Annotated in this window: 26 protein-coding genes; 14 read left to right on the top strand and 12 right to left on the bottom strand. The window is 68.8% G+C overall.

Annotation, left to right across the window (positions count from 1 at the left end; genetic code table 11):
* Nucleotides 1-84: 84 nt before the first annotated feature.
* From Q7P21_RS07810 to Q7P21_RS07800, 3 genes are read right to left on the bottom strand one after another with little or no spacing between them, the layout of a single operon-like run.
* Entirely contained in the window at nt 85-1,215 is a 1,131-nt protein-coding gene (locus Q7P21_RS07810) for a hypothetical protein (protein WP_304176515.1), read from the bottom strand.
* The gene (locus Q7P21_RS07805) at nt 1,212-2,396 is read right to left on the bottom strand and encodes a hypothetical protein (RefSeq protein ID WP_304176513.1); all 1,185 of its coding nucleotides are present in this window, start codon (nt 2,394-2,396) and stop codon (nt 1,212-1,214) included. Before Q7P21_RS07805 ends, Q7P21_RS07810 begins: the two co-directional genes overlap by 4 nt.
* A complete protein-coding gene (locus Q7P21_RS07800) occupies nt 2,393-3,580 on the bottom strand; it encodes a glycosyltransferase (RefSeq protein ID WP_304176512.1) in 1,188 nt (395 codons plus the stop codon). Before Q7P21_RS07800 ends, Q7P21_RS07805 begins: the two co-directional genes overlap by 4 nt.
* 349 nt (nt 3,581-3,929) lie before the next feature.
* On the opposite strand from Q7P21_RS07800, the gene rnr reads away from it, so the two are divergent.
* The 3 genes from rnr to rpmG all read left to right on the top strand — a co-directional run bounded on the left by rnr (nt 3,930) and on the right by rpmG (nt 7,301).
* Nucleotides 3,930-6,242: a ribonuclease R gene (gene rnr / locus Q7P21_RS07795; protein WP_304166937.1), complete on the top strand. Its 2,313-nt coding sequence runs from the start codon at nt 3,930-3,932 to the stop codon at nt 6,240-6,242.
* 68 nt (nt 6,243-6,310) lie between these two features.
* On the top strand, nt 6,311-7,021 hold the full coding sequence (locus Q7P21_RS07790; RefSeq protein WP_304166934.1) for an NUDIX hydrolase: 711 nt from the start codon (nt 6,311-6,313) through the stop codon (nt 7,019-7,021).
* Between the two features lie 112 nt (nt 7,022-7,133).
* Nucleotides 7,134-7,301 (top strand): 50S ribosomal protein L33, encoded by a 168-nt coding sequence (gene rpmG / locus Q7P21_RS07785; RefSeq protein WP_304166932.1) that lies wholly within the window; start codon nt 7,134-7,136, stop codon nt 7,299-7,301.
* 68 nt (nt 7,302-7,369) lie between these two features.
* Here rpmG and Q7P21_RS07780 read toward each other — a convergent pair whose 3' ends face one another.
* A complete protein-coding gene (locus tag Q7P21_RS07780) occupies nt 7,370-8,734 on the bottom strand; it encodes a PleD family two-component system response regulator (RefSeq protein WP_304176510.1) in 1,365 nt (454 codons plus the stop codon).
* Nucleotides 8,735-8,738: 4 nt separating this feature from the next.
* On the bottom strand, nt 8,739-9,104 hold the full coding sequence (locus tag Q7P21_RS07775) for a response regulator (RefSeq protein ID WP_304166928.1): 366 nt from the start codon (nt 9,102-9,104) through the stop codon (nt 8,739-8,741).
* Nucleotides 9,105-9,215: 111 nt separating this feature from the next.
* Here Q7P21_RS07775 and Q7P21_RS07770 point away from each other — a divergent pair, with 111 nt between their 5' ends.
* The 6 genes from Q7P21_RS07770 (at nt 9,216) to Q7P21_RS07745 (ending at nt 17,176) form a co-directional block, all read left to right on the top strand.
* Nucleotides 9,216-9,878 carry a hypothetical protein gene (locus Q7P21_RS07770; protein ID WP_368670100.1) on the top strand — a complete coding sequence of 221 codons (663 nt, stop codon included), beginning with the start codon at nt 9,216-9,218 and terminating at the stop codon, nt 9,876-9,878.
* Between the two features lie 57 nt (nt 9,879-9,935).
* On the top strand, nt 9,936-10,835 hold the full coding sequence (locus Q7P21_RS07765; RefSeq protein WP_304166926.1) for an ROK family protein: 900 nt from the start codon (nt 9,936-9,938) through the stop codon (nt 10,833-10,835).
* Nucleotides 10,832-12,112, top strand: a complete 1,281-nt coding sequence (locus Q7P21_RS07760; protein ID WP_304176508.1) for a DNA polymerase IV — start codon at nt 10,832-10,834, stop codon at nt 12,110-12,112. Before Q7P21_RS07765 ends, Q7P21_RS07760 begins: the two co-directional genes overlap by 4 nt.
* A gap of 163 nt (nt 12,113-12,275) precedes the next feature.
* Complete coding sequence (gene clpS / locus Q7P21_RS07755) at nt 12,276-12,605, top strand: ATP-dependent Clp protease adapter ClpS (protein ID WP_242562696.1); 330 nt, start codon at nt 12,276-12,278, stop codon at nt 12,603-12,605.
* 6 nt (nt 12,606-12,611) lie between these two features.
* Nucleotides 12,612-14,942 carry an ATP-dependent Clp protease ATP-binding subunit ClpA gene (clpA, locus tag Q7P21_RS07750; RefSeq protein ID WP_304166918.1) on the top strand — a complete coding sequence of 777 codons (2,331 nt, stop codon included), beginning with the start codon at nt 12,612-12,614 and terminating at the stop codon, nt 14,940-14,942.
* A gap of 146 nt (nt 14,943-15,088) precedes the next feature.
* Nucleotides 15,089-17,176 (top strand): ATP-binding protein, encoded by a 2,088-nt coding sequence (locus tag Q7P21_RS07745; protein ID WP_304176506.1) that lies wholly within the window; start codon nt 15,089-15,091, stop codon nt 17,174-17,176.
* On the opposite strand, the gene Q7P21_RS07740 is transcribed toward Q7P21_RS07745, so the two are convergent.
* Nucleotides 17,177-17,614, bottom strand: coding sequence for an HIT family protein (locus Q7P21_RS07740; protein ID WP_304166913.1), 438 nt, complete (start codon nt 17,612-17,614; stop codon nt 17,177-17,179).
* A gap of 53 nt (nt 17,615-17,667) precedes the next feature.
* Here Q7P21_RS07740 and Q7P21_RS07735 point away from each other — a divergent pair, with 53 nt between their 5' ends.
* Complete coding sequence (locus Q7P21_RS07735) at nt 17,668-18,264, top strand: DUF4287 domain-containing protein (RefSeq protein ID WP_304176504.1); 597 nt, start codon at nt 17,668-17,670, stop codon at nt 18,262-18,264.
* Nucleotides 18,265-18,274: 10 nt separating this feature from the next.
* Here Q7P21_RS07735 and Q7P21_RS07730 read toward each other — a convergent pair whose 3' ends face one another.
* The 4 genes from Q7P21_RS07730 to Q7P21_RS07715 all read right to left on the bottom strand — a co-directional run bounded on the left by Q7P21_RS07730 (nt 18,275) and on the right by Q7P21_RS07715 (nt 21,207).
* Entirely contained in the window at nt 18,275-19,450 is a 1,176-nt protein-coding gene (locus Q7P21_RS07730; protein WP_304176502.1) for a GNAT family N-acetyltransferase, read from the bottom strand.
* Nucleotides 19,447-20,208: a glycerophosphodiester phosphodiesterase gene (locus Q7P21_RS07725; RefSeq protein ID WP_304176500.1), complete on the bottom strand. Its 762-nt coding sequence runs from the start codon at nt 20,206-20,208 to the stop codon at nt 19,447-19,449. The genes Q7P21_RS07730 and Q7P21_RS07725 overlap by 4 nt, the downstream gene beginning before the upstream one ends.
* Complete coding sequence (locus Q7P21_RS07720) at nt 20,205-20,666, bottom strand: RidA family protein (RefSeq protein WP_304166354.1); 462 nt, start codon at nt 20,664-20,666, stop codon at nt 20,205-20,207. The genes Q7P21_RS07725 and Q7P21_RS07720 overlap by 4 nt, the downstream gene beginning before the upstream one ends.
* 106 nt (nt 20,667-20,772) lie before the next feature.
* Entirely contained in the window at nt 20,773-21,207 is a 435-nt protein-coding gene (locus tag Q7P21_RS07715) for a phasin family protein (protein ID WP_304166357.1), read from the bottom strand.
* Nucleotides 21,208-21,536: 329 nt separating this feature from the next.
* Here Q7P21_RS07715 and Q7P21_RS07710 point away from each other — a divergent pair, with 329 nt between their 5' ends.
* Complete coding sequence (locus tag Q7P21_RS07710; protein ID WP_304176498.1) at nt 21,537-22,862, top strand: D-alanyl-D-alanine carboxypeptidase; 1,326 nt, start codon at nt 21,537-21,539, stop codon at nt 22,860-22,862.
* Between the two features lie 6 nt (nt 22,863-22,868).
* On the opposite strand, the gene Q7P21_RS07705 is transcribed toward Q7P21_RS07710, so the two are convergent.
* Together Q7P21_RS07705 and Q7P21_RS07700 are read right to left on the bottom strand one after the other, a co-directional pair.
* A complete protein-coding gene (locus Q7P21_RS07705) occupies nt 22,869-23,297 on the bottom strand; it encodes a molecular chaperone DnaJ (RefSeq protein WP_304166362.1) in 429 nt (142 codons plus the stop codon).
* Nucleotides 23,297-24,118: a division plane positioning ATPase MipZ gene (locus Q7P21_RS07700; RefSeq protein ID WP_304166365.1), complete on the bottom strand. Its 822-nt coding sequence runs from the start codon at nt 24,116-24,118 to the stop codon at nt 23,297-23,299. The genes Q7P21_RS07705 and Q7P21_RS07700 overlap by 1 nt, the downstream gene beginning before the upstream one ends.
* A gap of 169 nt (nt 24,119-24,287) precedes the next feature.
* Here Q7P21_RS07700 and panC point away from each other — a divergent pair, with 169 nt between their 5' ends.
* The 3 genes from panC to Q7P21_RS07685 form a co-directional block, all read left to right on the top strand.
* Nucleotides 24,288-25,145 (top strand): pantoate--beta-alanine ligase, encoded by an 858-nt coding sequence (gene panC / locus Q7P21_RS07695; RefSeq protein WP_304176496.1) that lies wholly within the window; start codon nt 24,288-24,290, stop codon nt 25,143-25,145.
* Between the two features lie 150 nt (nt 25,146-25,295).
* Nucleotides 25,296-25,670, top strand: a complete 375-nt coding sequence (locus Q7P21_RS07690) for a response regulator (protein WP_304166371.1) — start codon at nt 25,296-25,298, stop codon at nt 25,668-25,670.
* Between the two features lie 52 nt (nt 25,671-25,722).
* Nucleotides 25,723-26,203 (top strand): PAS domain S-box protein (locus Q7P21_RS07685; RefSeq protein WP_369695338.1); only part of this gene is annotated, 481 nt, incomplete at its 3' end.

Here is a 26,203-nt window from a genome sequence, read left to right as displayed (position 1 = left end):
GCGGCAAAGAAGCCTGCCGCCGCCGCGGCGACCGCCGCCGCGCCGTGGGACGACGAGGAGGGCTAGGCTCTCCCCTTCGGATGGTCATGGCCGGGCTTGTCCCGGCCACCCCAGCGCGCCGGACCGTACGGACATCGCACGGACACCGGCTGCGAGCAGCAGGAGCGCCAGCAGGGCTGGTCCCAGCCGGATGGCCAGGGCCGTCTGTTCGGCCAGGCTGAGCGTCAGGCAGACGATTCCCACCCAGACCACCGCGCGGCGGCCCTGGGGCTCGCCGCCGGCGACCACGGCGACACCGCCGGCCATCAGCACGAGGTCGTAGTCCATCAGGCGCGGATTGCAGAGCTGGGCCACGGCCAGAGCCAGCAGGAAACGCGGCTGCGGCCCCAGCTGGCGCGCCTCTGCGATGGCCAGGCCGCTGAGCGACATCAGCCCCGCGAACACGAGCCACAGGGTCTGGGTGGCCAGATCCCCGCCCCTCAGGCCCAGATGGGCCACGTCGTCGAGGAAGCCCACCCCCGTCTGCTGGCCGATCACCACGCTGTCCAGGGCGACCCGCCAGGCAGCAATCTCAGGGCCGCCGGTCACCACCACCCAGACGGCGGCCAAACCGGCTCCACAGAGCCCCATGGCGAGCTTCGCGGCCCTCAGTCGCCACGGGTCGGCGGCATAGGCGAAGATCAGCAGATAGGTCAGGTAGACCGGCTTGATCAGGGCGACGCCCAGGATCACCGGGATCATCGCCCAGCCGGCGCCGCCCATCGTCAGAACCGCCGCATGGCAGGGCCCGGCGATGTTGCCGCAGGAGAGCGCGCTGCCCTTGCACATGGCCAGGATCGGCGCGCGATCGCGCGGGTCGGCGTCTGGCGCGGGTCGCAGGAACAGCACCCAGAACATCCAGGCCATCAGGCCTGCATAGGCCAGGCCGTAGACCAGCCTGAGGGTCGAGATTCCTGGCCCGCTCGCGAGCGGCGAGAGCGCCCAGGCCAGCTGGGGCAGATAGACATAGGCGGCCGGTCGTCCGCCCGGGCACGACAGGCCCTCGGCATAGAGCGGCAGATGGTGGGCCACGCGCCAGGCGGCGCAGGCGACGGCGTCGAAGTCGTTCAGCCACCAGCCGCCCTTGATCCCTCGCCCGATCAGGCCGGCCAGAGTCGAGAGAGAGAACAGGGCGATCAGGCCGAACGGCGCGCGGCCCACTTGGGCCGGCCTCACGCGGCGCGGGCCCGTGGCAGGGCGCTGGCCGCGCCGCAGGCGATCATCACCCCGCCCAGGGCCAGCATGCCCAGTGGCGAGCCATAGTCGGCGAAATCCAGCAGATGCCCGGCCAGCGAGAAGACACAGGCCGCCGCGACCGCCCACCCCGCCCACAGCGCCGCCTTGGGCTGGCGCGGACGGATCGCGCTGACGGCGACCAGCAGGCCCGGTCCCAGCAGGAACACGTCCTCGCTCATCAGTCGGGGATTGGCGAGCACGGCGCAGGCCAGGCCCAGCCACAGGCGTTGCTCGTCCAGCAGCCGGCCACGCTCGGCGATGACCAGGCCGCAGAAGGTCATCAGGGCCGCCCACAACAGCGCCAGGGCGACGCCGGGCGCCCCCTCGGTTGGCACGCCGGCCAGGGTCAGCCAGCCGAACAACCCGTCGCCGGGGGTGACCTGATAGACGAAGTGCGACAGCAGCGCTCGCCAGGCCGCGACCTCCGGTCCGCCGCCGCCGGCGAACAGCACCGTCGGCGCGAGCCCCAGACCGAGACCCAGCGCCACAGCGCCCACCCGCCAGGCCGGGCTGCGCCGGGCCAGCACCAGTACGGCCAGATAGGTCAGGAACACCGGCTTCACGGCCCCGGCGGCGGCCACCGCCAGCACGAACAGCCAGGGCGCGCGGGCGAAGACCAGACCGGCGGCGACGACGCCGGCGTGCAGCGGCAGGGCGATATTGCCTGTGGTCACTGCGCTGCCCGACACCACGGCCATGAACCGCGCCCGATCGCGCGGTGCGCCCGGCGTCTCGCGCCGCAGGCAGGCGGCCCAGACCACCAGGGCGGCGGCCCCGGCATAGAGGGCGAGATAGAGGGCCATCAGGCCGGAGTGACCGAACACCCCCAGCAGGCCGGCGGTGAGCCTGGCGACCCAGGGGCCGTAGACGAAGGCGGCGGCGTTAGGATCGGCGCAGGGGACGGCCTGGTCATAAAGCCCGACGCCGGAGCGAACCCGCTCGGCCCCGCAGACCAGGGCGTCATAGTCGGTGAACCAGACCCCGCCGCGCACCACCCGGTTCACCAGGCCGCTCAGCACCGGCAGGCTGAAGATCAGCAGGCCCCAGCCGCCGGGAATGGCGATCCGTGGGCGCGGGCGGGCGATCGGCGGGGCGGCGGCGCCATAGCGGAGCTCGCTCACGCCTCGGCCTCCCGCCAGACCGGCGTCTCAGGGTTCGGCGCAGGACCCGTCGACGCTCTACGCCACACGCCGACCCGGGCGGCGGCGAAATTGAACAGACCGCCGCCGGCCGCGCCCATCAGACCCGCCGCCACGCCAGGAACCCCCAGGACGTTCAGCCCCATGGCCATGGCCTCGCTGACGACCGCGCCGACCAGACAGCCCGCATAGAAGCGACCCAGCCCCGCCAGGGCCGCGCGGCCGCGCAGCCGCTGGTCGCGGAAGGTCAGCAGGTTATTGGCCCAGAAGTTCCAGCTCATGGCCGTGAAGATCGCCAGGGCCTGGGCGGCCCAGAGGCTGAGCCCCGCCGCCTGGCCGCTCAACAGCACCGCCAGGTGGGCCATCAGTCCGCTGACGCCGACGCCCAGGAACATGGCCAGCCGCGCGGGGATCAGCCCCCGGGTCCGCTTCTCCACCAGCAGGCCGGCCAGATCGGCCATCACCCGCAGGTCCAGCTTCGAGGCGCCGCCGAGACGGGTGCGCAGGGCCGTCGGGGCCTCGACCACCTGAGGCGTACGGCCCCCGGAGGTCAGCACATCGACCAGAATCTTGAACCCGACCCCGGTCAGCGATCCGCGCACGGCCTCGAACCAGGCTCGGCGCATCAGGAACAGGCCGCTCAGGGGATCGGTCACCCGAGCCCCGATCAGCGCCTGGGCGGCGCGGGTGCCAATCCGGCTGATGGCGTCGCGAAAGCCGGATAGGCCGCTGCCGGCCGGGGTCATGTAGCGACTGGCCGTCGCCACCTCCGCCCCGGTCGCCTCCAGGCTGGCCAACAGCTGGCGGATCAGGCGCGGATCATGCTGACCGTCGCCGTCCATCAGGGCCAGCACCTCGCCCCGCGCGGCGTCCCAGCCCGCGATGGCCGCCGAGGCCAGCCCCCGGGCGCCGGCCCTGCGGATCAGGCGGATGCGCGGGTCGCGCAAGCCTCGCCCCCGCACCACCCAGCTGGTCTCCTGATCGACGGAATCGTCGACCACCAGGACCTCGAAGGACAGGCCCGCGAGTTCGGCGGTCAGCTCGTCCAGTACGGCGCCAATCGCCTCGGCCTCATCGAGGACGCAGATCACCACCGACAGGTTCGGGGCGCGGGGGTCGTGATCGACGCGCGCGGAAGCCGCGCGCCGGGGGACCGGCTCGGTCATGGTCTCAGGTCCTCTGGGGCGCGCGCGCCCGGATGTCAGGTCGGCGCGTGGAGCGCCGGGCGGCGGGGAGGTTCGGCTCGGCCATGGGGCGAAATCGCCCGGCCAAGCTGTTGTTTTGATGACGTCTTCATTGCAGCGCCCGGTCGATCATTGCCGGGCGCGACGGGGGCGAAACGAAGCGGATGCATCTCAGTCACAGTCGGGACAGAACCAGGGCCAAGTCGCAGCGGCTTGAAACGCCGCTGTCGATTATCAGTATCTATATGTTTAGTAAGAACGCAATGTGCAAGTCGAAAGACGGTCGTTGGAGGACGGCGACGCCGGCCCTGATTCCGCGTTACAAGGCGCCATGGCCAAACCCCGCGCGCCCAAGGCGTCCCGCTTCACCTCGAAACCCTCGACCAAGGTCCCCCAGGGCCTGCCTGACCGCGAGACCCTGATCCGGTTCATCCGCGAGGCCGGCGAGTCCGAGAAGGCCGACATCGCCAAGGCGTTCGGTCTCAAGGGCGCCGAGCGCAAGGCCCTGCGCGAGATGCTGCGCGGCCTGGAGGCGGACGGCTCACTCGGCCGTCGCGGCCGCAAGGGCTTCGCGGAGGCCGGCGCCGTGCCCCCCGTGGGCGTGGTCGACGTCACCGAGCGCGACGCGGACGGCGAGCTGATGGTCCGCCTGACCCGGGCCGAGGACGCCCCCCTGATCCGGCTCGCGCCGGACCGCTCCGCTCCCGTCGGCGGCGCGCCGGGCCTGGGCGACCGGCTGCTGGTCCGCTTCGAGCGGCTGGAGAACGGTGAACTCGAGGCCCGACTGATCAAGCGGCTGGGGGCCAGCGCCCACAAGGTGCTGGGCGTCATCCGCAAGGCCCGGCGCGAAACCCGGGTCGAACCGGTCGACCGCAAGTCCAAGGAAAGCCTGCTGATCCCCGAGGCCGAGGCCCGCGACCTGCGCGACGGCGACCTGGTCCTGGCCTCGGTCGGCGCCTCGGAACAGCGCTATGGTCCCAAACGCGGCAAGATCCTGGAAATCGTCGGCCGCGAGGACCAGCCCCGCGCCGCCTCCCTGATCGCCATCCATTCCCATGGCATCCCGACCGGCTTCTCCGCCGAGGCCGAGGCGGAAGCCGAAGCCGCCGAGCCCCCGACCCTGTCGGGCCGCGAGGACCTGCGCGACATCCCCCTGATCACCATCGACCCCGCCGACGCCCGCGACCACGACGACGCGGTCTACGCCCAGCCGGACGACGCGGCGGACAATCCCGGCGGCTGCGTGGTCTGGGTGGCCATCGCCGACGTCGCGGCTTACGTCCGCCCGGCCTCGGCGCTGGACAAGGAAGCCCGGGAAAAGGCCAACAGCGTCTATTTTCCCGACCGGGTGGAGCCCATGCTCCCCGAGCGCCTGTCCAACGGCCTGTGCTCCCTGCGGCTCGGCGAGGCCCGCGCCTGCCTGGCCGTGAGGATGGTGTTCGACGCGCAAGGGCGAAAGCGCGGCCACAAGTTCGTTCGCGGCCTGATGCGCTCGGCCGCCAAGCTCTCCTACGAGCAGGCGCAGGCCGCAATCGACGGCCAGACGGACGATGTCACCGGCCCGCTGCTGGAGCCCATACTGAAGCCCCTGTGGGCCGCCTATCACATCATGCTGAAGGGCCGGCTCGCCCGTTCGCCGCTCGCCATCGAGAGCATGGAGCGGCGGATCATCATCAATGCGGCCGGCGAGGTCGCCTCCATCCAGCCCCGCGCCTCGCTGGAGGCCCACCGGCTGATCGAGGAGATGATGGTCCAGGCCAATGTCTGCGCCGCCGAGATGCTGGAGGCCAAGCGCACCCCGCTGATCTACCGCATCCACGACACCCCCAGCGCCGAGAAGGTCCAGTCGCTGGCCGAGTTCCTGGCCACCCTGGGCATCCCCTGGTCCAAGGGCGAGGCGCCGCGCACCGACCGCTTCAACAAGCTGCTGGGCGAGACCCGCGAGAGCCCCCACGCCGACATCATCAATGAGGTGGTGCTGCGCTCCCAGATGCAGGCGGTCTATTCCACCGAGAACATCGGCCACTTCGGCCTGAACCTGCAGCGCTACGCCCACTTCACCTCGCCGATCCGCCGCTATGCCGACCTGATCGTCCACCGGGGCCTGATCTCCGCCCTGGGCTTCGGGGCCGACGGCCTTTCGGACCGCGACATCTCCCAGATGAAGGACACCGCCGAGCAGATCACGGTGGCTGAGCGCCGGGCCATGGCCGCCGAACGCGACGCCACCGACCGCTATGTCGCCGCCTTCCTGGCCGACCGGGTGGGGGCCGAGTTCCCCGGCCGCATCACCGGGGTCACGCGCTTTGGCCTGTTCATCCGCCTGGACGAGACCGGCGCCGACGGCCTGGTCCCGATCTCCAAGCTGGGCGGCGAGTTCTTCATCCATGACGACCGCATGCACGCCCTGGTCGGCGAACGCTCCGGCGCCCGCTGGCCGCTAGGCATGAAGGTCAATGTGAAGCTCTTGGAGGCCACCCCGATCACCGGCGGCCTGCTGTTCGAAATGGTCAGCGAGCCGGCCCCGCCGGACGCCAGTTCCCCCCGCCCCCGGCTGGCCCAGCGCGGCCGGGTCCCCGGCGCCATGGACGCCAAGCGCCAGGGCGGTCCGCCCCGGGGCGTGCGCAAGGGCAAGCGGCGGTGAATCCTCGTCTCGAAGATTGACCCTACGGCGCCGTTTCCTCAGGCGCCCGACAGTCATACAGTTGTTTCATGAGTGATCCGATCCTTGCCAAACGGCCGCCCGAAGGCGGCCGTCAACGCGCGCCCGGGACCCCCGCCGTCCGCCCGCGCGACGCCGCCACCCTGTTCATCGTCCGCCGCGACGGGGCCAAGCCCCGGGTGCTGATGGGCAAGCGGCATGGCGGCCACGACTTCATGCCGAACCTGTGGGTGTTCCCGGGGGGGCGCATCGACAAGGCCGACTTCCGCGCGCCCTACGCCACCGACCTGACGCCCGACGTCGCCGCCAAGCTGGAGGGCCACAAGGGCTCCCGTGGCCGCGCCCTGGCTCTGGCCGCGGTGCGTGAGACCTTCGAGGAGGCGGGACTGCTGTTGGCCCGCAAGGCCGATCCCCGCCCCATCGCCGGCCCCTGGCGGGAATTCCTGGCCCAGGGCGCCCTGCCCGACCTGGAGGCGCTGTCGATCATCTATCGCGCCGTCACCCCGCCCATGCTGGCCAAGCGGTTCGACACCTGGTTCCTGATGGCCGACGCCGAGCGCCTGATCAGCCTGGATCGCCAGCCCGACTGCGGCGAACTGGAAGAGATCGCCTGGTTCGAGTTCGACGACGCCCTGGAGCTTCCCCTGCCGATGGTCACCCGCGCGGTGATCAAGGAGACGGTCGCCAGGCTCGAGGATCCCGGCCGTCCGGTGCCCTATATGCGCTTCACCGCCGGGGCGCCGCGGATGCGTCATCTCTGATTTTCACGATATTCGGCGTGCGCATTGACTTTGCTCGCGGGATTCGTATTTTCCGCGGCTCTTCAGAACACCTGCCGGCGCTTCGCGCCCCGGCCCCGCCCGAGGACCGACCATGGCGAAGCCCGCCTCAATTAAGATCCGCCTGAATTCCACGGCGGACACCGGCTTCTTCTACGTGACCAAGAAGAACGCCCGCACCAAGACCGACAAGCTCGTCATGAAGAAGTACGACCCGGTCGTGCGCAAGCATGTCGAGTTCAAGGAAGGCAAGATTAAGTAAGCGGACCCTCTCCAGGTCTGTAGTCGAAACGCCCGGACCGCAAGGCCGGGCGTTTTTCGTATGCCGGCTCAGGCGGCCCGCGAGACGACCTTGTTGCGCCCCGAGGCCTTGGCCTCATAGACGCCCTCGTCGGCCCGCTTGAGCAGGGCCTCGGGCTTGTCATTGGGGCCGAGCGTCGCCGCCACCCCGATCGAGATGGTCACGGTCAGCAGTTCGGCGCCGTGCATCACCCGGAAGGGCGAGCCGGCCACGTGCAGGCGGATCCGCTCGGCGATCCGCTCGGCGTCCTCGATCTTGGTGTCGGGCATGACCACGACGAACTCCTCCCCGCCATAGCGGCAGGGCAGATCGATGGCGCGGACGTTCGACGCCAGGCGCACCGCGAACTCGCGCAGCACCTCGTCGCCGACGTCATGGCCGTAGCCGTCATTGATCTTCTTGAAGTGGTCGATGTCGATCAGCAGGCAGGCCACCGGATCGCCGCCGAGCGTCGCGCGCTTGACCAGGGCGTCCAGCTGGCCGGTCATGTAGCGACGGTTGTGCAGGCCGGTGAGCTGGTCGGTCACCGCCAGCTCCAGCGAGTGGTCGAGATTGTCGCGCAGATAGTCGGTGTAGCGCTTGCGCCGGATCTGGGTGCGGGCGCGCGCCGCCAGCTCCTGCGGATCGATCGGCTTGGAGAGGATGTCGTTGACCCCGATCTCCAGGGCCTTCACCAGCCGGGCGCGTTCATCGAAATCCACCACCGCCAGCACCGGGATGTGCCGCGTGGTCTCGTCCGAGCGCAGCATGGCGGTGAAGCGCAGGCCGTCGAAGGTCCGCGCCGTGGCGTTGACGATCACCAGGTCCACCGGGCCGCGGGCGGTCATCAGGGCCTTTTCCGGATCGCTCTCGACCACCGGCCGATGCTCGATCGACAATTCGTCGGCGATGCGCTGGGCCTGGCGCTCGTGATCGTCGACGATCAGCACCCGGCCACCCGTGCCGCCGAGGCGCGAGGCCGCGCCGGCGATGACGCCCATGCGGCGGCCCGAGGCCTCCCGCTCGCGCAGTTCGTCGATCACCATCTTCAGCCGGGTCAGGCTGCGCACCCGGGCGAACAGCATGACGTCGTCGATGGGCTTGGTGAGGAATTCGTCGGCGCCGGCCTCCAGGCCGGCGATGCGGTCGGCGCGTCCGTCCAGGGCGGTGACCAGAACCACCGGCACGTGACGGGTCTCGGGGTCGTCCTTCAGCCGGCGACAGACCTGGAAACCGTCCATCCCCGGCATCATCACGTCCAGCAGGACGATGTCCGGCTTTTCCTTGGCTGCGAGCGCCAGGGCCGTCGGGCCGTCGCTGGCGGTCAGCACTTCATAGTACTCAGCCGTCAGCTTCGCCTCGAGAAGCCGGACGTTCGCCTCGATATCGTCGACGACCAGGATGCGGGCGGTCATGGGCTCAGCTCAAAAGGCGGCGGATGGTTTCAAGGAAGTGGGTCACGGAGATCGGCTTGGAGATATAGGCCTCGCAGCCGCCTTCGCGGATGCGTTCCTCATCGCCCTTCATGGCGAAGGCTGTGACGGCCACGACCGGTATAGCGGCCAGATCGTCGTCTTCCTTCAGCCACTTGGTGACCTCCAGGCCGGAGATCTCCGGCAACTGGATGTCCATGAGAATGAGGTCGGGACGGTGTTCCCGCGCCAGGGCCAGAGCCTGCAGGCCTTCGCGGGTCTGCAGCGTCTCGTAGCCCTGGGCGTCGAGCAGGTCATGAAACAGCTTCATGTTCAGCTCGTTATCCTCGACGATGAGGACTTTCTTGGCCATTGACGTCCTGACGATGCTTCGGGCCTGCGCGAATCGATCGCCAGCCCCACCATTAGGCTGTTGATCTCACGGATATCCTTAAACTCGCGTTAGTCGCGCCGGAGACCGCCTTTGAGCGAACCGCACATCCCCAGCGTCAAGGCGCCCCACCTGGGGTCGATGGGCGTCGACACAGCCCGTCCGCTGGTCATTGTCGACGTCGACGAGGTGCTGGGTCTTTTCATGCAGGGCTTCGGGCGCTTCCTGGAGGGGCGCGGCCTGGAATTCCGCGTCGACCGCTTCGCCCTGTTCCAGAACATCTACCTGCCGGGCGCCGCCGAGCACCTGGATCTGGAGGAAGGCCGCCGGCACTATGACGACTTCTTCCGCTATGGGGCCGGCGACATGCCGCTCGCCCCCGGCGGGCCACAGGCGCTGAGGGCGCTCTCCAAGGACGCCAGCGTCGTCATTCTGACCAATGCGCCCGGCCAGGCGCGGCTGGCCCGGGCCCGCTGGCTGGGCCGCCACGGCATGGACTATCCCTTGATCCTGAATACCGGGCCCAAGGGGCCGCTGGCGGCGGGCCTGGCCGCCCAGGTCACCGGAGCGATCGCCTTCGTGGACGACCTGCTGCCCAATCTGAACTCGGTCGCCGAGCACGCCCCGGCCATCAGCCGCTTCCAGATGGTCGCCGACCCTCGCCTGCAGCCTCTGGCCCCCGCCGAACCCGAGCGCCACACCCGCATCGACGACTGGGACCTGCTGCGTCTGGCGATCGCCGAGGCGATTTCCTAGGCCACGGCCGTCCGAACCCGATTGAGTTGCGCCTCGAAACAGAACAAACCATGATCTATGATCCGGATCGGCGTGGACTTTGGCGGCACCAAGATCGAGGCGGCGGCGCTCAGCGCTGACGGTCGGTTCCTGGCGCGGGTGCGGGCGCCCAACCCGCGCGACTATGACGCCGCCCTGCGCACCGTCGCCCAGCTGGTGGCCGACGCCGAGCGCGAAGCCGGGGCGGCCGCCGCCGCCATTGGCGTCGGCATGCCGGGCTCGATCTCTCCCGCCAACGGCCTGATCCGTAACGCCAACTCCACCTGGCTGAATGGCCGCGCGTTCGGCGACGACCTGCAGGGCGTCCTGGGGCGGCCGGTGCGCCTGGCCAATGACGCCAACTGCATGGCCCTGTCGGAAGCTGTTGACGGCGCCGGCGCGGAGAGCGCCGTGGTCTTCGCCGTCATCATCGGCACCGGCTGCGGCGGCGGGGTGGTGGTGAACCGCCAACTGCTCCATGGCCGCAACGGCGTGGCCGGCGAATGGGGCCACACCCCCCTGCCCTGGCCGACCGCCGCCGAACATCCCGGCCCCAAGTGCTGGTGCGGCCGCCACGGCTGCCTGGAGACCTGGATTTCCGGCACAGGGCTGGAGCGCGACCATGGCGGCGGCGCCCCGGCCTATGAGGTGGTCGCCCAGGCCCGGTCCGGCGACGCGCACGCCGTGGCCGCCTTTGACCGCTATGTCGATCGCCTGGCGCGCGGCCTGGCTGTGATCTGCGACCTGCTCGATCCCGACGTCATCGTATTGGCCGGCGGCATGTCCAACGTCGACGCCCTCTATGACCGCCTGCCCGGCGCCATCGCCCCCCACGTCTTCACCGACCATTTCACAACGCCCGTCCGCAAGGCCGTGCATGGCGACTCGTCCGGCGTGCGCGGCGCGGCCTGGCTCTGGCCCCTGGAGGGGGGCGCGTGAAAGCCCTCTGCCGCGACTGTTACCAGCGCGGCGAGTTCCAGCGCCGCTGTCCGGCCTGCGGCTCATTGAGGGTCGTGGCCCATGAGGAGCTGGAGGCGCTCTCCATCGCCCACATGGATTGCGACGCCTTCTACGCCTCGGTGGAGAAGCGCGACCGGCCGGAGCTGCGCGACGTGCCGGTGATCGTCGGCGGCGGCAAGCGCGGGGTGGTGACCACCTGCTGCTACATCGCCCGCATCTTCGGCGTCCGCTCGGCCATGCCGATGTTCAAGGCGCTCAAGGCCTGCCCCCAGGCCGTGGTGATCAAGCCCGACTTCTCCAAATACCGGACCGAGAGCCGCCGGATCATGGCCATGATGGGCGACCTGACGCCGCTCGTTCAGCCCCTGTCGCTCGACGAAGCCTGGATGGACCTGTCCGGCACCGAGCGTCTGCACGGCTGGCCGCCCGCCGTCACCCTGGCCCGCCTGCAGGCCCGCATCGAGGCCGAGGTCGGCATCACCGTCTCGATCGGTCTCGCCGCCAACAAGTTCCTGGCCAAGATCGCCTCGGACCTCGACAAGCCTCGGGGCTTCTCGGTGATCGGGGCCGCAGAGGCCGAGAGCTTCCTGGCGCCGCGCCCGGTCGGCATCCTGCCCGGCGTCGGTCCGGCCATGGTCGCCACCCTGGAGCGAGAGAACCTGCGCACGGTTGGCGACATCGCCCGCGCAGACCTCAAGCATCTGGCCTCCCGGCTGGGCGCCAATGGCCTGCGGTTGCACGCCCTGGCCCAGGGCCGCGACACCCGGGCCGTCAATCCGGATCAGGTCCGCAAGTCGATCAGCGCCGAGACCACCTTCGAGGACGACCTGAAGACCCTGGCAGAGCTTGAGGACCAGTTGCCGCACCTGGCCGAGAAGGTCGCCCGCCAGTCACGCTCCGGCAATCTGGCCGGCCGGGTGGTGACGCTGAAGCTGCGCGGGGCCGACTTCAAGATCATCACCCGCCGCCGGGCCCTGGCCCTGCCCACCCAGACGGCCCGCACCGTCCTGCAGGTCGGCCGCGAGCTCCTCACCCAGGAGCTCAAGGCCGGCGCGCCGGGCCGCAGCTGGCGGCTGATCGGGGTGGGCCTGACCGAACTGGTCGAGCCCGAGACCGCCGAGACCGACTTTTTTGGCGGTGGCGAGGCCCGCGCCCTGGCGACGGAAAAGATCGCCGACACGATCCGGGCGCGATTCGGCGCAGGGGCCCTGACTTCGGCGCGCGCCCTTAAGGGGAAATCCTCGGCTCAGGATTGAATTTGTCACATTCGACCCCATTTCGAGCCCTGTGAGCGTGACCAAAACTATGCCTCGCCGTCGATCTCTCGGCTCGCGACGATTTCGACCCTTCCAAACCGCTGGCTTTTCCATATCTAATCCAGAGGTAGGGCGGACCTGTGTCCGTCAGGAGACCTGTTCGATGGCCGAGCGTAAGCAAGGTGATCAGGCGACGGGCGACCGGTCGGCGGTGATCACTCAGACGAAGCCGAAGACGCAAAAGCCTTCGCTTTACCGAGTGCTGCTCTTGAACGACGACTACACTCCGATGGAGTTCGTGGTCTACGTATTGGAACAGTACTTCCATAAGTCGCGCGAAGAAGCGACGAAGATCATGCTGCATGTCCACCAGCACGGTGTGGGCGTGTGCGGCGTGTTCACTTATGAAGTGGCGGAAACAAAGGTGGCTCAGGTGGTTGATACCGCTCGCCGGCATCAGCACCCCCTTCAATGCACCATGGAAAAGGACTAGGTTCCGTTGCCATCATTCTCGCGCCATCTCGAAGAGTCCCTCCATCGCGCCGTCGCTTTCGCCAACCAGCGCAAGCACGAGTACGCCACCCTGGAGCACCTGCTTCTGTCGCTCATCGACGATGAGGACGCCGCTGGCGTGATGCGCGCCTGCGACGTGGACCTCGCCGCCCTGAAGACCACCCTCACCAACTATGTGGACAACGAGCTGCGCTCGCTGGTCGTGGACGATGGCGAGGACGCCAAGCCCACCCCAAGCTTCCAGCGGGTGATCCAGCGGGCGGTGATCCACGTGCAGTCCTCGGGTCGCGAAGAGGTCACCGGCGCAAATGTGCTGGTCGCCATCTTCTCCGAGCGCGAGAGCCACGCCGCCTATTTCCTGCAAGAGCAGGACATGACCCGCTACGACGCGGTCAATTACATCGCTCACGGCATCGCCAAGAAGGCGGGCGCCGCCGGCGAGGCCAAGCCCGTCAAGGGCGCCTCCGAGGACGAGGAGAAGCCTGCCGTGAAGACGGGCGGCGAGGCGCTGGACGCCTACTGCGTGAACCTCAATGAGAAGGCCAAGCAGGGCAAGGTCGACCCGCTGATCGGCCGCTACAGCGAAGTCGAGCGCTGCATCCAGATCCTGTGCCGGCGCACCAAGAACAACCCGCTGCTGGTCGGCGATCCTGGCGTCGGCAAGACCGCCATCGCCGAGGGCCTGGCCCGCAAGATCATCAATGGCCAGGTGCCGGAGGTGCTCTCGGGCTCGACCATCTTCTCGCTGGACATGGGCGCCCTGCTGGCCGGAACCCGATATCGCGGGGACTTCGAAGAGCGGGTGAAGCAGGTCGTCAAGGAACTCGAGAACCACCCCGACGCGATCCTGTTCATCGACGAGATCCACACGGTGATCGGCGCCGGCGCCACCTCGGGCGGGGCCATGGACGCCTCGAACCTCCTGAAGCCGGCCCTGGCCTCGGGCTCGCTCCGCTGCATGGGCTCGACCACCTACAAGGAGTTCCGCCAGCACTTCGAGAAGGACCGCGCCTTGGTGCGTCGCTTCCAGAAGATCGACGTGAACGAGCCGACGGTGGAAGACACCATCAAGATCCTCAAGGGCCTCAAGTCCTACTACGAGGACTTCCACAAGCTTCGCTACACCAACGACGCGATCAAGGCGGCGGTGGAGCTGTCGGCCAAGTACATCACCGACCGCAAGCTGCCCGACAAGGCGATCGACATCATCGACGAAGCCGGCGCCAGCCAGATGCTGGTGCCCGAAAACCGCCGCAAGAAGACGCTCGGCGTGAAGGAGATCGAGGCCGTCGTCGCCAAGATCGCCCGCATCCCGCCGAAATCGGTCTCCAAGACCGACACCGAGGCGCTGAAGCAGCTTCACGACGACCTGAAGCGCGCGGTCTATGGCCAGGATGACGCCATCGAACAGCTGTCGGCGGCCATGAAGATGGCGCGCGCCGGTCTGCGCGACCCGAACAAGCCGATCGGCTGCTACCTGTTCTCGGGCCCCACCGGCACCGGCAAGACCGAGACGGCGCGCCAGCTGGCCTCGACCATGGGCATCGAACTCCTGCGGTTCGACATGAGCGAGTACATGGAGCGCCACACGGTCAGCCGCCTGATCGGCGCGCCTCCCGGCTATGTCGGCTTCGACCAGGGCGGGCTCTTGACCGACGCCGTCGACCAGCACCCCCACTCCGTGGTGCTGCTCGACGAAATCGAGAAGGCCCACCCGGACGTCTTCAACATCCTGCTCCAGGTCATGGATCACGGGGTGCTGACCGACGCCAATGGCAAGAAGGTCGACTTCCGCAACGTGGTCCTGATCATGACCACCAATGCCGGCGCCTCCGACGCCCAGCGGAACTCGATCGGCTTCGGTCGCGGCAAGCAGGACGATGAGGTCGGAGAGGCGTTGAAGCGTCTGTTCACCCCGGAATTCCGCAACCGCCTCGACGCCGTGGTGCAGTTCAAGTCCCTGACCCAGGACGTCATTCGCCAGGTGGTGATGAAGTTCGTCATGCAGCTGGAAGCCCAGCTGGCCGACCGCCACGTCACCATCGAAACGTCGGACGACGCCGCCGACTGGCTGGCCAAGAACGGCTTCGACGAACTCTATGGCGCGCGGCCTCTGGCCCGGGTCATCCAGGAGAGCATCAAGAAGCCGCTGGCCGACGAGATCCTGTTCGGCAAGCTGGTCAAGGGCGGCCACGTCAAGGTCGTGCTCAAGGACGGCAAGCTGGCCTTCGAGATCGAGGGTGACCAACGCGAGCGTGGCGCGCCGACCATCGAGAGCCCGGCCGAAGACGCGCAGGCGCCTGAACTGGCGAGCTGATCGGCCTCCAGGTTCGACCTCAAGAGCCCCAGGCGGTCACCGCCTGGGGCTTTTTGTCGCCCCGGTCTCGACAACCCCTGAGAGCTTGCCTAGCACCCGGTTGGCGGCGGACCATGCCTGGCGTGGCCCGAGGGGATTCGTCGAGCGTGCACCGCCTCCAACTCTTCCGCCCTGCCCAGACGCCGCGACCGGCGTTCCTGCCCCTCGGCTTCCTGCTGGCCTATGTAGCCTTCTCGATCCTGGCCTATGCCTTGACGACCAGCACGGGCGGCCTCGCCGTGCTCTGGCCCTGCAACGGCATTCTCGCCGCCGCGCTGCTGCTGTTGCCGCGACAACAGGCCCTGGTCGTCTGGCTCCTGTGCGGCCTGACCGATGTGATCTGCGCCTATGAGACCGGCAGCGCGCTGGATCGCGCGCTGTTGATCGCCGCGTGCGATCTGCTGGAATCGACCTTGGCCGCCATCCTCATTCGCCGGGTCTGTGGCGCAGCGCTAGACATGACCTCGGTCGCGCGGGTGCGCAGCTTCGTGCTGTTCGCCGCCCTGCCGGCCGCCCTGGCGGTTGGCACGCTCGGCGCGGCCCTGGCCTTCAACACCAGCTTCGCCAAGATCTGGCCGACCTGGGTGCTCGGCGACTATCTGGGCATGATCACCGGGACGCCGGCCGCCCTGCTGCTCGCCCGGTTCTCGCGCTATGACCGGGCCGCCCCGGCCGGCGCCGTCGAGCGCGTGACCCTGGTCCTGCTGATGGGCGCCGTCACCGCCCTGATCTTCACGACGCCCCTGCCGCTGCTGTTCCTGGTCTTTCCCATCGGCCTGCTGGTGGTCATCCGGATAAGCCCGCCCTACGCCATGCTGGGCGTGACCCTGATGGCCCTGGCCATGACCGGCGCCACCATCAGGGGCTTCGGCCCGATCGCAGCGGCGACGCCCGGCGATATCGGCCAGCGCATCCTGTTCCTGCAGTTCTTCCTGGCCACGGTCCTGCTCTCCTGCCTGATCCTCTCCAGCGTATTGGCCCAGCGCGGCCGCGCCCAGGCGGGCCTGAGAAGGGCCCTCGCGGCGTCGCGTCAGGCGCGCCGTGAAGCGGTGGATGCGGCCGGCGCCAAGGGCCGGTTCCTGGCGGTGATGAGCCATGAGATGCGCACCCCACTGAACGGCATCACCGGCTACGCCCAACTGCTGGCCGCCCGGGGCGACCTGCCCGCCGAGGCGCGCGCCCAGATCGCCGTGATGCAGACCTCCAGCCAGGTCCTGCTGTCGCTGATCAGCGATGTGCTCGACTATTCGCGGGTCGATAACGGCAATCTGGAGCTTGCTGCTGGGCCCTTCAGCCTCATCGACCTGGCGCGCGACACCGCCCAGGTCGTGCGCCCCAGCCTCGGCGGTCGAGCCGTGCGACTTGAGCTGGACCTCGCGGGGCTTGCGGGCCTGATCCATCTTGGCGACGCCCGGCGTATCGGCCAGGTGCTGCTCAATCTGCTCGGCAACGCCGCCAAGTTCACCGACCGGGGCGCGATCACCCTCTCGGCCGCGCGAGTTCCAGATGAGGCAAGCGGAACGGACCGCGTGCGGATCACCGTCGCCGACACCGGCATTGGCATTCCCGCCGACAAGATCGCGGGCCTGTTCATGCCCTTCTCCCAGGTCGACGGCGGCTCCACCCGCAGCTTCGCCGGCGCGGGGCTGGGCCTGGCCATCGTCCGCTCCCTGGTCCAGCTGATGGGCGGAGAGGTCGGGGTCGACAGCGTCGAGGGCCAGGGCTCGCGGTTCTGGTTCGAACTCACCCTGCCCCGCACCACCGAGGCGCCCGCCTCCGCCCCGGCCCTGCCCGACCTGACCCAGCCCCTCGGCCCGGCCCGCCACGTCCTGGTGGTCGACGACCACCCGGTGAACCGTCAGGTGGCCATGCTGATGCTGGGAGCGGCCGGCTTCCAGGTGGAGACCGCAGACAATGGCGCCGAGGCGGTGGCCGCCGTCCGCGACGGCGGCTTCGACCTGGTGTTCATGGACCTGCACATGCCGGTGATGGATGGCCTGGCCGCCGCCCGGGCGATCCGCGACCTGCCCGGCGCTCCAGGCCAGGTGCCGATCATCGCCATGACCGCCGCGGCTCTGCCCGAGGACATCGCGCTTTGCGACGCCGCCGGCATGGATGGCCACATCGCCAAGCCGATCGAGCATGCGGAGCTGCTGGACACCGCCCTCAACGCCGCCCGTCGCCGCGCCGCCTGATCAGGCGATCATCGCCGCGATCTCGGCGGCCAGCACCTTCAGCTCGGCCGGGTCGGCCATGCCGCCTTGGGCGTGCCGCCCCAGGGCCACGCCCTCCCAGCGCGGGATGATGTGGAAGTGCAGGTGGTACACGGTCTGGCCGGCCGGCTGGCCGTTGAACTGGGTGATCACCAGTCCGTCCGGCTTCAGCGCCGCACGCACTGCGCGCGCCACCCGCTGCACGCCCAGGATCAGCGGGCCAAGCACCTGCGGATCTTCCTCGAGCAGGTTGCGGGCCTGCGAATGTTTGGGGATCACCAGGGTGTGGCCGCGCGCCTGTGGAAACACGTCCATGAAGGCGTAGACGTGCTCGTCCTCGAACACCCGGGCCGAGGGCATTTCGCCGCGCAGGATCTTGGCGAAGATGTTGCCGTCGTCGTAGGTCCCGTCCAAGCTCATGACGCCTGCTCCCGCCTGTCCAAGGGAGCGTCCTAGCACAAAGGCCCACGGGTATGGGAAGCACCGGATCGACCCCCGACTCGCGCAGCCTGACGCCGCGCCAGCAGAAGTGGTTCGCCTCCGTCCAGGAGGGTCTGGCCCGCGACACCGGCAAGACCATCGAGGAGTGGGTGGTGATCGCCCAGACCTGCCCTGAGACCAAACCCAAGGCGCGGTCGGAATGGCTGCGGGTCCACCATGGCCTGGGCGCCAATCGCGGCGCCTATGTGCTGTCGATGGCCTTTCCCTCCGCCGCCGGCTGGGACGAGCCTGAGACCCTGCGCGCCGCCCTGTGGACCGACCCCGCCAGTTTGGCGATCCTGACCGCCGTTGAGGCCGCCGTCGCCGGCCTGCCCGCTCTGGTCCACGGCCAGCGCAAGGGCTTCACCGCCTTCTCCCGGGAATTCCAGTTCGCCGCCACCCGGCCGCTCAAGGGCGGCGAGGCGGTGCTGGGTCTGGCGGTGGGTCCGGAGGCGTCGCTCCGTCTGTCGCCGGCCGCCGCCAAGGACGGCTGGTCGGAGCGGCTGAAGGCCCGCATCGTCCTGGCGAGCCCTGCCGAGGTCGACGTCGACCTGACCGCCCTGCTGCGTCAGGCCTGGGAGCGCTCCTGACCGGCTGGGCTCAGGCCGGCCTCTCCCCGCCCTCGCGGAACGGGGAATATTCGTCCGACAGCCATTCCATCTCGCCCTCGACCGCCGCCCGTTCGCGATCGCAGAAGTCGGCGACGGCCGCCCGCAGGCGACGATCGGCGATGAAGTGGGCGGAGCGCACCGGGGCCGGCAGATAGCCGCGCGCGATCTTGTGCTGCCCCTGGGCGCCGGCCTCGACCCGGGCCAGGCCCCGTCCGATCGCCCATTCGATGGCCTGATAGTAGCAGAGCTCGAAATGCAGGAAGGGGATGTCCTCGGTGCAGCCCCAGTTGCGGCCATAGAGGCAGTCGGCGCCGATCAGGTTCAGCGCGCCGGCCACCCAGCGCCCGTGCTTGCGCGCCATGACCAGCAGCACCTGGTCGGCCATCCGCTCGCCGAGCAGCGAGAAGAACAGCCGGTTCAGATAGGGCCGGCCCCACTTGCGCGAACCGGTGTCCATATAGAAGGCGTAGAAGGCGTCCCAATGGTCCTCGGTGATGTCGGACCCCGTCAGACAGACAATCTCCACCTGGCTCTGGGCGTCGCGGCGCTCGCGGCGGATGGTCTTGCGACGGCCCGAGGACAGGGCGCCCAGGAAGTCCTCGAAGGTGACGTAGCCGGCATTGGTCCAGTGATATTGCTGGCCCTGTCGCTGGGCCAGGCCCTGTCCGCCCAGCCACGTCCACTCCGGCTCCATCGGGAAATTGATGTGCAGGGACGAGGCTTCGTAGCGCTCGACCAGGGCCACAGCCCCGCCCAGCAGGATCGCGCGGGCCTCATTGGCGTCGACGTCCGGCCGCACCAGCAGGCGCGGACCGGTCGCAGGCGTGAAGGGCGCCGCCGACAACAGCTTGGGGTAATAGGCCCCGCCAACCCGCTCATAGGCGTCGGCCCAGGCATGGTCGAAGATGTATTCCCCCTGGCTGTGGGACTTGAGGTACAGCGGCATGACCGCCGCCACCTGACCCGCCTCGTCCTCGACCGCCAGGTGCTGCGGCCCCCAGCCCGCGCGTTCGACCGCGCAGCCGGACTGTTCGGCGATGTCCAGGAAGTCAAAACCCACGAAGGGATTGGCCATGTAGTCGGGATTGCCGGCGCAGGCGTCCCAGCCGGCGCGGCCGATCTCGGCGATCCGGCGGGCGACCGTGACCGCCGGCTTCAGCGTCACGCGGCGAAGCCCTCGAAGATCAGGTTGTCGCAATGGTCCTTGATCGGCTCCCACTGCTCGGGCTTGCGCACGGTCCAGGCGACCAGCGGCATGCCCTTGGCGCGATAGGCCTGGGCCTCTGCCGACAGCGCCATGTCCAGGCTCATGGCCAGGAAATGCGGCCGGGCGATCTGCACCTGCTCCAGCTTCTTGAACGCCAGGCGCTGTTCGGCCGACAGGTGCGGGGTGTCATCTTCCCACGCATAGCTGTCGAGGCCACGCAGCACGCCGGGGAAGCGGTCGGCGAACCAGGCGTGGGAATAGGGGTTGAAGCCGATCACGCAGGTCGGGCCGGCATGGTCGATCAGGATCTCGTGAACCCGCTGTTCCAGCGGACCGACCTCACCGAACGGGGTCTTCAGCTCGACATGCACCATGGCCCGATGGCCAATGACCGCCAGCGCCTCCAGCAGGGTCGGGATGCGCTCATCCGTGCCCTTCAAGCGGATCTCGCCGAGGTCGGCGGCGGTGCGATCCTTGATCTTGCCCTCCTCCCCGCACATTCGCTTCAGCGAATAGTCGTGGAAGACCATGGCCTCGCCATCGGCCGACAGATGCACGTCGAGCTCAATGCCGTATCCGGCCTGGCAGGCGGCCTGGAAGGCGCCCAGCGAGTTCTCCGGCGCCCCATCCGGGGTCCACAGGCCGCGGTGCGCGACCGGCGGATGGAACAGGAAGTCCCAGGCCTCGCCGAACTGCTGCTTCGCCGGCGCGCTCAACGGATTTCCACCACGGCGTCGACCTCGACGGCGAAGTTCATCGGCAGGCGATAGACGCCGACCGCAGAGCGGGCGTGCTTGCCCGCGTCGCCAAACGCCAGGACCATGAGGTCGGAGCAGCCATTCACGACCTGGGGAATCTCGAAGAAGCCGGGCCCGGCCTGGACGAAGCCGCCCAGCTTGACCACCCGGACCACCCGGTCGAGATCGCCGTCGCAGACCGCGCGCATCTGGGCCAGCAGATTGACCCCGCACATGCCGGCCGCGCGCTTGGCTGTGTCCATGTCGACATCTTCGCCGACAATGCCGCGCACGCCGCCGGCCGGGTCGATCGAGACCTGGCCGGAGATGTGGACGAGGTTTCCGACCCGCACGAAGGGGACGTAGTTGGCGACGGGGGCGACCGGTTGCGGCAGCGTGATCCCGGCGGCGGTGAGACGATCTTCGACCTGTGACATGCCCCAGGTCTAGCGCTCCGCCGCGCAAGAGAAAAGGCCCGGACCACTGGGATCCGAGCCTTCTGAAGTTGGGCGCCCCAGAAGGGCGCCGCTGGGAGATCGTGGCTTAGCGGGCGGCCTGCATGCGCTCGACCATCGCGGTGACGCGTTCGTTGAGCGGCTTGGCCGAGTCCTTCAGCGAGGCGGCGACGACTTCGCCCATCTTGCTGACTTCGGCCATGTAGGCTTCCATCGCGGTCTTGGCGAAGGCGGTCTGCAGTTCGACCACTTCCTGGATGCTCTTGGCCGACGACAGCGACTTGGCGGCGGCGACCTGATCTTCGACGGCCTTCTTGGAATAGGCCATGGCCTGGGCGCCCAGGGCTTCAGCGCCCTTGGTGGCGGCCGAGACCGAAGCGATCACGGCTTCCAGGTTCTTCTTGGAATGAGCATTGGTGTCGTTGAGCGCGGTCAGCGACTTTTCGACGGCGTCCTTGAACGCCTTGTTGCCGGCGGTGGTGAACTGCTCGACGGTGGTCTTGACGGTTTCGGCGGCGGCCATGGGAATAACTCCTGGATCAGGGTTTCGCGGGAACGCCGCGAAGCGACTTGTGGGACGTGACGCGGGTGCGGACTAACTTCGAATTCGAAGCCTAAGTCTCATGTTGCAGTGCAGCAGTCAAGGGATTTTTGTGCAGTGCACAATCGCCTGTGCGGCGAGCCGGCGCGAAGCCGCGCATCGCCCATGGCGAGTCGCCTCGCCCTGGGCGCCGCGACTTTTAGGCTCGCTCATGAGGTGTTTACCCTCGCGCAAGATCGAAGGTGTCATGCTAGGTTTCCAGTGTGGCGACCGGGGGGTCGTCGAAACCTATTATCTGCCGGACGAAGCTAATGTTTGAGCGCGCCCGCCGCTTGTGTCTCTCGATCGGTCTCGCCGTCGCCGCCGCGACCGGCGGCCTGACCGAGAACGCCCAGGCTCAGATCCCGTTCCTCGAGGCGCCGGCCACGGTGCCGAAGTACGCCGCCATCGTCGTCGACGCCAAGTCTGGCGAGGTGCTCTACGCCAAGCGCGCCGACAGCCCGCGCTATCCCGCCTCGATCACCAAGATCATGACCCTCTATCTGACCTTCGATGCGCTCAGCACCGGACGTCTGAAGCCAGACGACATGATCGTCATCTCCCCCCACGCCGCCGCCCAGGCGCCGACCAAGCTCGGCCTCGCGCCCGGCGAGACCCTCAGCGTCAATGACGCCATGCAGGCCCTGGCCATCAAGTCGGCCAATGACGTGGCCGTGGGCCTGGCCGAGAAGCTGGGCGGCAGTGAGAGCCGCTTCGCCGCCATGATGAGCCTGCGCGCCCAGGAGCTGGGCATGGTCAACACCCGCTTCGTCAATGCGTCCGGCCTGCCCGACAGCCGCCAGATCTCGACGGCCCGCGACATCGCCATCCTGTCGCGCGCCGTGATGCGCGACTATCCCCAGTACTATCGGCTGTTCAGCCAGCAGCAGTTCACCTTCCGCGGCGTGACCATGAACAACCACAACGGCCTGCTCGGAAAGATGCCGGGCGTGGACGGGTTGAAGACCGGCTACACCAACGCCTCGGGCTATAATCTCGCGGTCTCGGCCGTGCGCGACAATCGCCGCCTGATCGCCGTGGTCATGGGCGGCCCCTCGACCGCCGCGCGCGACCTCAACGCCGAGGACCTGCTGCTCACCGGCTTCGACGTCATGAACCGTCGCGATCGCGGCGAGCGCATCACCGTCGCCCAGAACCTGTTCGAGGCCGAGCCCACCGGCCCGATCATGCGGCCCTCCGCCGAACAGGGCGACGGCGAGCAGGACGGGCTGAAGATCGTGCTGGCCTCCGCCACCCCGCCCCCGGCCCAGGTCTCCAATTTCACCATCGTCGAGCCGCGCACCACGGCCCTGCGTGGAACTCAAAAGGTCGATCGCGACGACAAGCCGGAGCGCAAGGCCGCCGGCCGCTGGGTCGTGCAGGTCGGGGCCTTCAAGTCCAAGTCTCTGGCCAAGAAGCAGCTGACCCTGATCGACGGGCGCTTCAAGAAGGCGTTCGGCAAGGCCGACAGCCGGGTGGCCGAGGACGACGGGACCTACAAGGCCCAGTTCAAGGGCTTCAGCGAAGACAACGCCCGCGACGCCTGCCGGGCCCTGAAGTCCAAGAAGCTGGCCTGCATGGTGATCTCGCCGGGCTGAGGCGATCTACCGCTTCAGCAGCCGATCCCGCGCCGCATTGAGCTGGGCGGCGAGACCATCCGTGCCGCCCGCGTCGGGGTGGGCCACCCGCATCAGCCGGGCATAGGCCGCCTGGATGTCCGCCGGGGTCGCATTGGCCGCCACGCCCAATATGGACCTCGCCTCCGCGTCGCCAAGGGCCTTGGACGCCGGCTTGCCGACCCGCGCGGGCGCTGCCGCCGTACGGGTCGAGGCCGCCAGCCACAGGCCGATGACCCCCAGCACGATCGCCCTGCCCCACTCACCGCGAATGCCGACATAGGCCGCGCCCGCGAAGGCGGCGATCGCCAGCGCGCTGGACAGGAAGCGCCACTCCCGGCGCTTGAACATCGGCTGGCGGCTGGAGGCCCAAAGCAGGGCGGCGAGCACCGCGCAGCCGAGGGCCAGATAGATCACTACTGGGCGGCCATCAGCTCATCGCCCGCCGCGCCGGCCAGGCCGAGCGAACCGATCAGGGCCCGCAGCTCCTGGCGCGCGGCCACGTGTTGCAGCGACATGGCCACCGGCTTGATGACCGGCGACAGGTCGGCGACGGTCAGGCCGAACGGAAACAGTTCGCGATAGATCACCCGGTCTCGCAGGCCGGGCCCGACGCGGAAGCCGACTCTGCGCGACAAGGCCTGGACCCGCTCGTCGACGCGCTTGCGGTTGCGGGCCTCGGTGGGGGCCAGGCGGTTGCGCAGCACCACCCAGTCGATCGACTGGCCGGACTTGGCCGCGCGGATCTTGCGGCTGTTCCAGACCGTCTCGGAATAGAGGCTGGGGCGCTTCAGCTCCAAGGTCACCGGATCGACTACGCCCAGCATGTCGAAGTCGACGAAGCTGTCATTCATCGGGGTCACGATCAGGTCGGCCAGGCCGTGGGCGGCGCGGCTGACGGCGGTGTCGCCGCCGGGGGTGTCGATCAGCACGACGTCCGACGAATCGGCCTCGGCGAAAGCCTGTTCGAACCGACCCAGCGCCTCGTCCTCGGAAGCCTTGAGCAGATCAGTGCTGCTCATGTGCTCAATCGGCATCGGCGCGGACGCCTTGTTGGCGTCCAGCCAGGCGCGGCGATGGGCGAAGAAGTGGGCCATGGACTGCTGGCGCAGATCGAGATCCAGCACCGAGACCTTCGCGCCGCCATGCAGCAGCGCCGTGGCCACATGGATGGCCAGGGTCGATTTGCCGGCCCCGCCCTTCTCATTGCCGATGACGATGACCTTGGGTTGGGCCATGGCTTAACGACTCCACCATCTTTGTCGGGATCGCGTCCCGATTCTAAAGGTTAACCTGTGCCTCTTGGAGACGGCGCGTCAACGCACGCGCAGGCGCAGCCTGTGGACGGATGGACGCAGGCGCCCCATCGCGTCATAAGCGCCCCCGTCTCAGCCCCCCGGAGGCCCCATGTCCGATAACCTGTTCGCCGTCGTTCGCACGGTGGCCGACCTGCGCCGCCAGGTCAGCGCCTGGCGCCAGGCCGGTGCGCGCGTCGCCCTGGTCCCGACCATGGGCGCCCTGCACGATGGCCACCTGTCCCTGGTCAATCTGGCGCGGAGCAAGGCCGATCGCGTGGTGGCCAGCGTCTTCGTGAACCCCACCCAGTTCGCCCCGCATGAGGATTTCGACGCCTATCCCCGCGACGAGGCCCGCGACGGCGCTCTGCTGGCCGAGGTCGGCTGCGACCTGCTCTACGCCCCCCCGGTGGCCGAGATGTATGCCGCCGGCTTCTCCACCACCGTCACCGTGGCCGGCGTCTCCGAACCCCTGGACGGCCAGGCCCGCCCGACCCACTTCGCCGGCGTCGCCACCGTGGTCACCAAGCTGCTCCTGCAATGCGGCCCCGACGTCGCGGTGTTCGGCGAGAAGGACTATCAGCAGCTGCAGGTGATCAAGCGTTTGGCAGCCGACCTCGACATTCCGGTCGAGGTGGTCGGCGCGCCCACGGCCCGCGCCGCCGATGGCCTGGCCCTGTCCTCGCGCAACGCCTATCTCACGCCAGCCGAGCGCCAGGCCGCCCCGGCCCTGGCCCGCGCCCTAAACCGGGCGGCCGAACGTCTGCGGGCCGGGGATCCCGTCGAGGCCGTAGAGGCCGAAGGCCGCGCCGCCCTGGAGGCCGCCGGCTTCGCCCGCATCGACTATTTCGAGGCCCGCGGCGCCGCCGACCTGTCGCGTATGGGCCCCGGCGCGCTGACCGGGGAAACCCGCCTGCTGGCCGCCGCCCTCATGGGCAAGACCCGCCTGATCGACAACCTGGCGGTCTGACGCCCGGACGCCGCCGGATCACCGTCGAAAAAATCTCAGGAACCTGGGGAACCATCCGTCAGCCCACGCATTAAGACCCCGCGCCAATCCATCCGTGGTTGACGTGAGGAGTATCAGTTCCATGCCGTGCCCACCCCCCACGGCGTTCTGATGGCCACCATTCTCATCGTCGAAGACGAGGTTTTCATCCGCCAGAATGCGGAATGGACCATTGAGGATCTGGGCCACAGCCCGCTTACCGCCAGCGACCTTTCCGGCGCCCTGCTGCACCTGTCGGGGGGCGAGGGCATAGACGCCCTGTTCGTCGACATCCGCCTGGGGAGCCTGCCGCTGGGCGGCTACGACATCGCCAACCGGGCGCTGAACATCCGCCCGATGCTGCCGGTGCTCTACACATCGGGCACCCCGCTCAACGCCGAGATGTCCGCTCTCTTTGTCGAGGGCGGCCAGTTCCTGCAAAAGCCCTATTCCGTGAAAGACCTGCAGAAATCCGTGGACGCCCTCCTGGCGACCGAACCGCGGTGAGCAGCCCCACGCCGCCCCCCTCCGCTCGCGCACACCTGAGTTAGGAAACCCCATTTCGACTTCAGATGCGGAACGGGTCGCCAAGGACCTGATCGCCCAGCCTTCGCCGGCCCTTCCGGATCGCCAGACGGAGGAAGCGATCGTCAAGGCTGACGCGCTGCAGAGCGCGATCTTCAACAGCGCCAACTTCTCCAGCATCGCCACCGACGAGAAGGGCGTCATTCAAATCTTCAATGTCGGCGCCGAGCGCATGCTCGGCTACACCGCGGCGGACGTCCTGAACAAGATCACGCCGGCCGATATTTCCGACCCGTCGGAACTGATCGCCCGCGCACAGGCGCTGAGCCTCGAGCTCGACACCACGATCACCCCCGGCTTCGAGGCCCTGGTCTTCAAGGCGTCCCGCGGCATCGAGGACATCTACGAGCTCACCTACATCCGCAAGGACGGCAGCCGCTTCCCCGCCGTCGTCTCCGTCACCGCCCTGCGCGTCGGCACCGACAACACCGCGCGCAAGCGCGCGGAAGAGGCCC

This window comes from Phenylobacterium aquaticum (assembly GCF_947378715.1).
GTDB lineage: Bacteria > Pseudomonadota > Alphaproteobacteria > Caulobacterales > Caulobacteraceae > Phenylobacterium > Phenylobacterium aquaticum_A.
Note: the sequence above shows the minus strand (reverse complement) of the source record. Positions and strands in the feature narration are given on the sequence as shown.

Coding starts and splice junctions, on each gene's coding strand:
- Q7P21_RS07800 (WP_304176512.1), bottom strand. CDS start 3,580: ATGACCGAGCCGGTCCCCCGGCGCGCGGCTTCCGCGCGCGTCGATCAC.
- rnr (WP_304166937.1), top strand. CDS start 3,930: ATGGCCAAACCCCGCGCGCCCAAGGCGTCCCGCTTCACCTCGAAACCC.
- Q7P21_RS07790 (WP_304166934.1), top strand. CDS start 6,311: ATGAGTGATCCGATCCTTGCCAAACGGCCGCCCGAAGGCGGCCGTCAA.
- rpmG (WP_304166932.1), top strand. CDS start 7,134: ATGGCGAAGCCCGCCTCAATTAAGATCCGCCTGAATTCCACGGCGGAC.
- Q7P21_RS07780 (WP_304176510.1), bottom strand. CDS start 8,734: ATGACCGCCCGCATCCTGGTCGTCGACGATATCGAGGCGAACGTCCGG.
- Q7P21_RS07775 (WP_304166928.1), bottom strand. CDS start 9,104: ATGGCCAAGAAAGTCCTCATCGTCGAGGATAACGAGCTGAACATGAAG.
- Q7P21_RS07765 (WP_304166926.1), top strand. CDS start 9,936: ATGATCCGGATCGGCGTGGACTTTGGCGGCACCAAGATCGAGGCGGCG.
- clpS (WP_242562696.1), top strand. CDS start 12,276: ATGGCCGAGCGTAAGCAAGGTGATCAGGCGACGGGCGACCGGTCGGCG.
- Q7P21_RS07740 (WP_304166913.1), bottom strand. CDS start 17,614: ATGAGCTTGGACGGGACCTACGACGACGGCAACATCTTCGCCAAGATC.
- Q7P21_RS07735 (WP_304176504.1), top strand. CDS start 17,668: ATGGGAAGCACCGGATCGACCCCCGACTCGCGCAGCCTGACGCCGCGC.
- Q7P21_RS07720 (WP_304166354.1), bottom strand. CDS start 20,666: ATGTCACAGGTCGAAGATCGTCTCACCGCCGCCGGGATCACGCTGCCG.
- Q7P21_RS07715 (WP_304166357.1), bottom strand. CDS start 21,207: ATGGCCGCCGCCGAAACCGTCAAGACCACCGTCGAGCAGTTCACCACC.
- Q7P21_RS07710 (WP_304176498.1), top strand. CDS start 21,537: ATGTTTGAGCGCGCCCGCCGCTTGTGTCTCTCGATCGGTCTCGCCGTC.
- Q7P21_RS07700 (WP_304166365.1), bottom strand. CDS start 24,118: ATGGCCCAACCCAAGGTCATCGTCATCGGCAATGAGAAGGGCGGGGCC.
- panC (WP_304176496.1), top strand. CDS start 24,288: ATGTCCGATAACCTGTTCGCCGTCGTTCGCACGGTGGCCGACCTGCGC.
- Q7P21_RS07690 (WP_304166371.1), top strand. CDS start 25,296: ATGGCCACCATTCTCATCGTCGAAGACGAGGTTTTCATCCGCCAGAAT.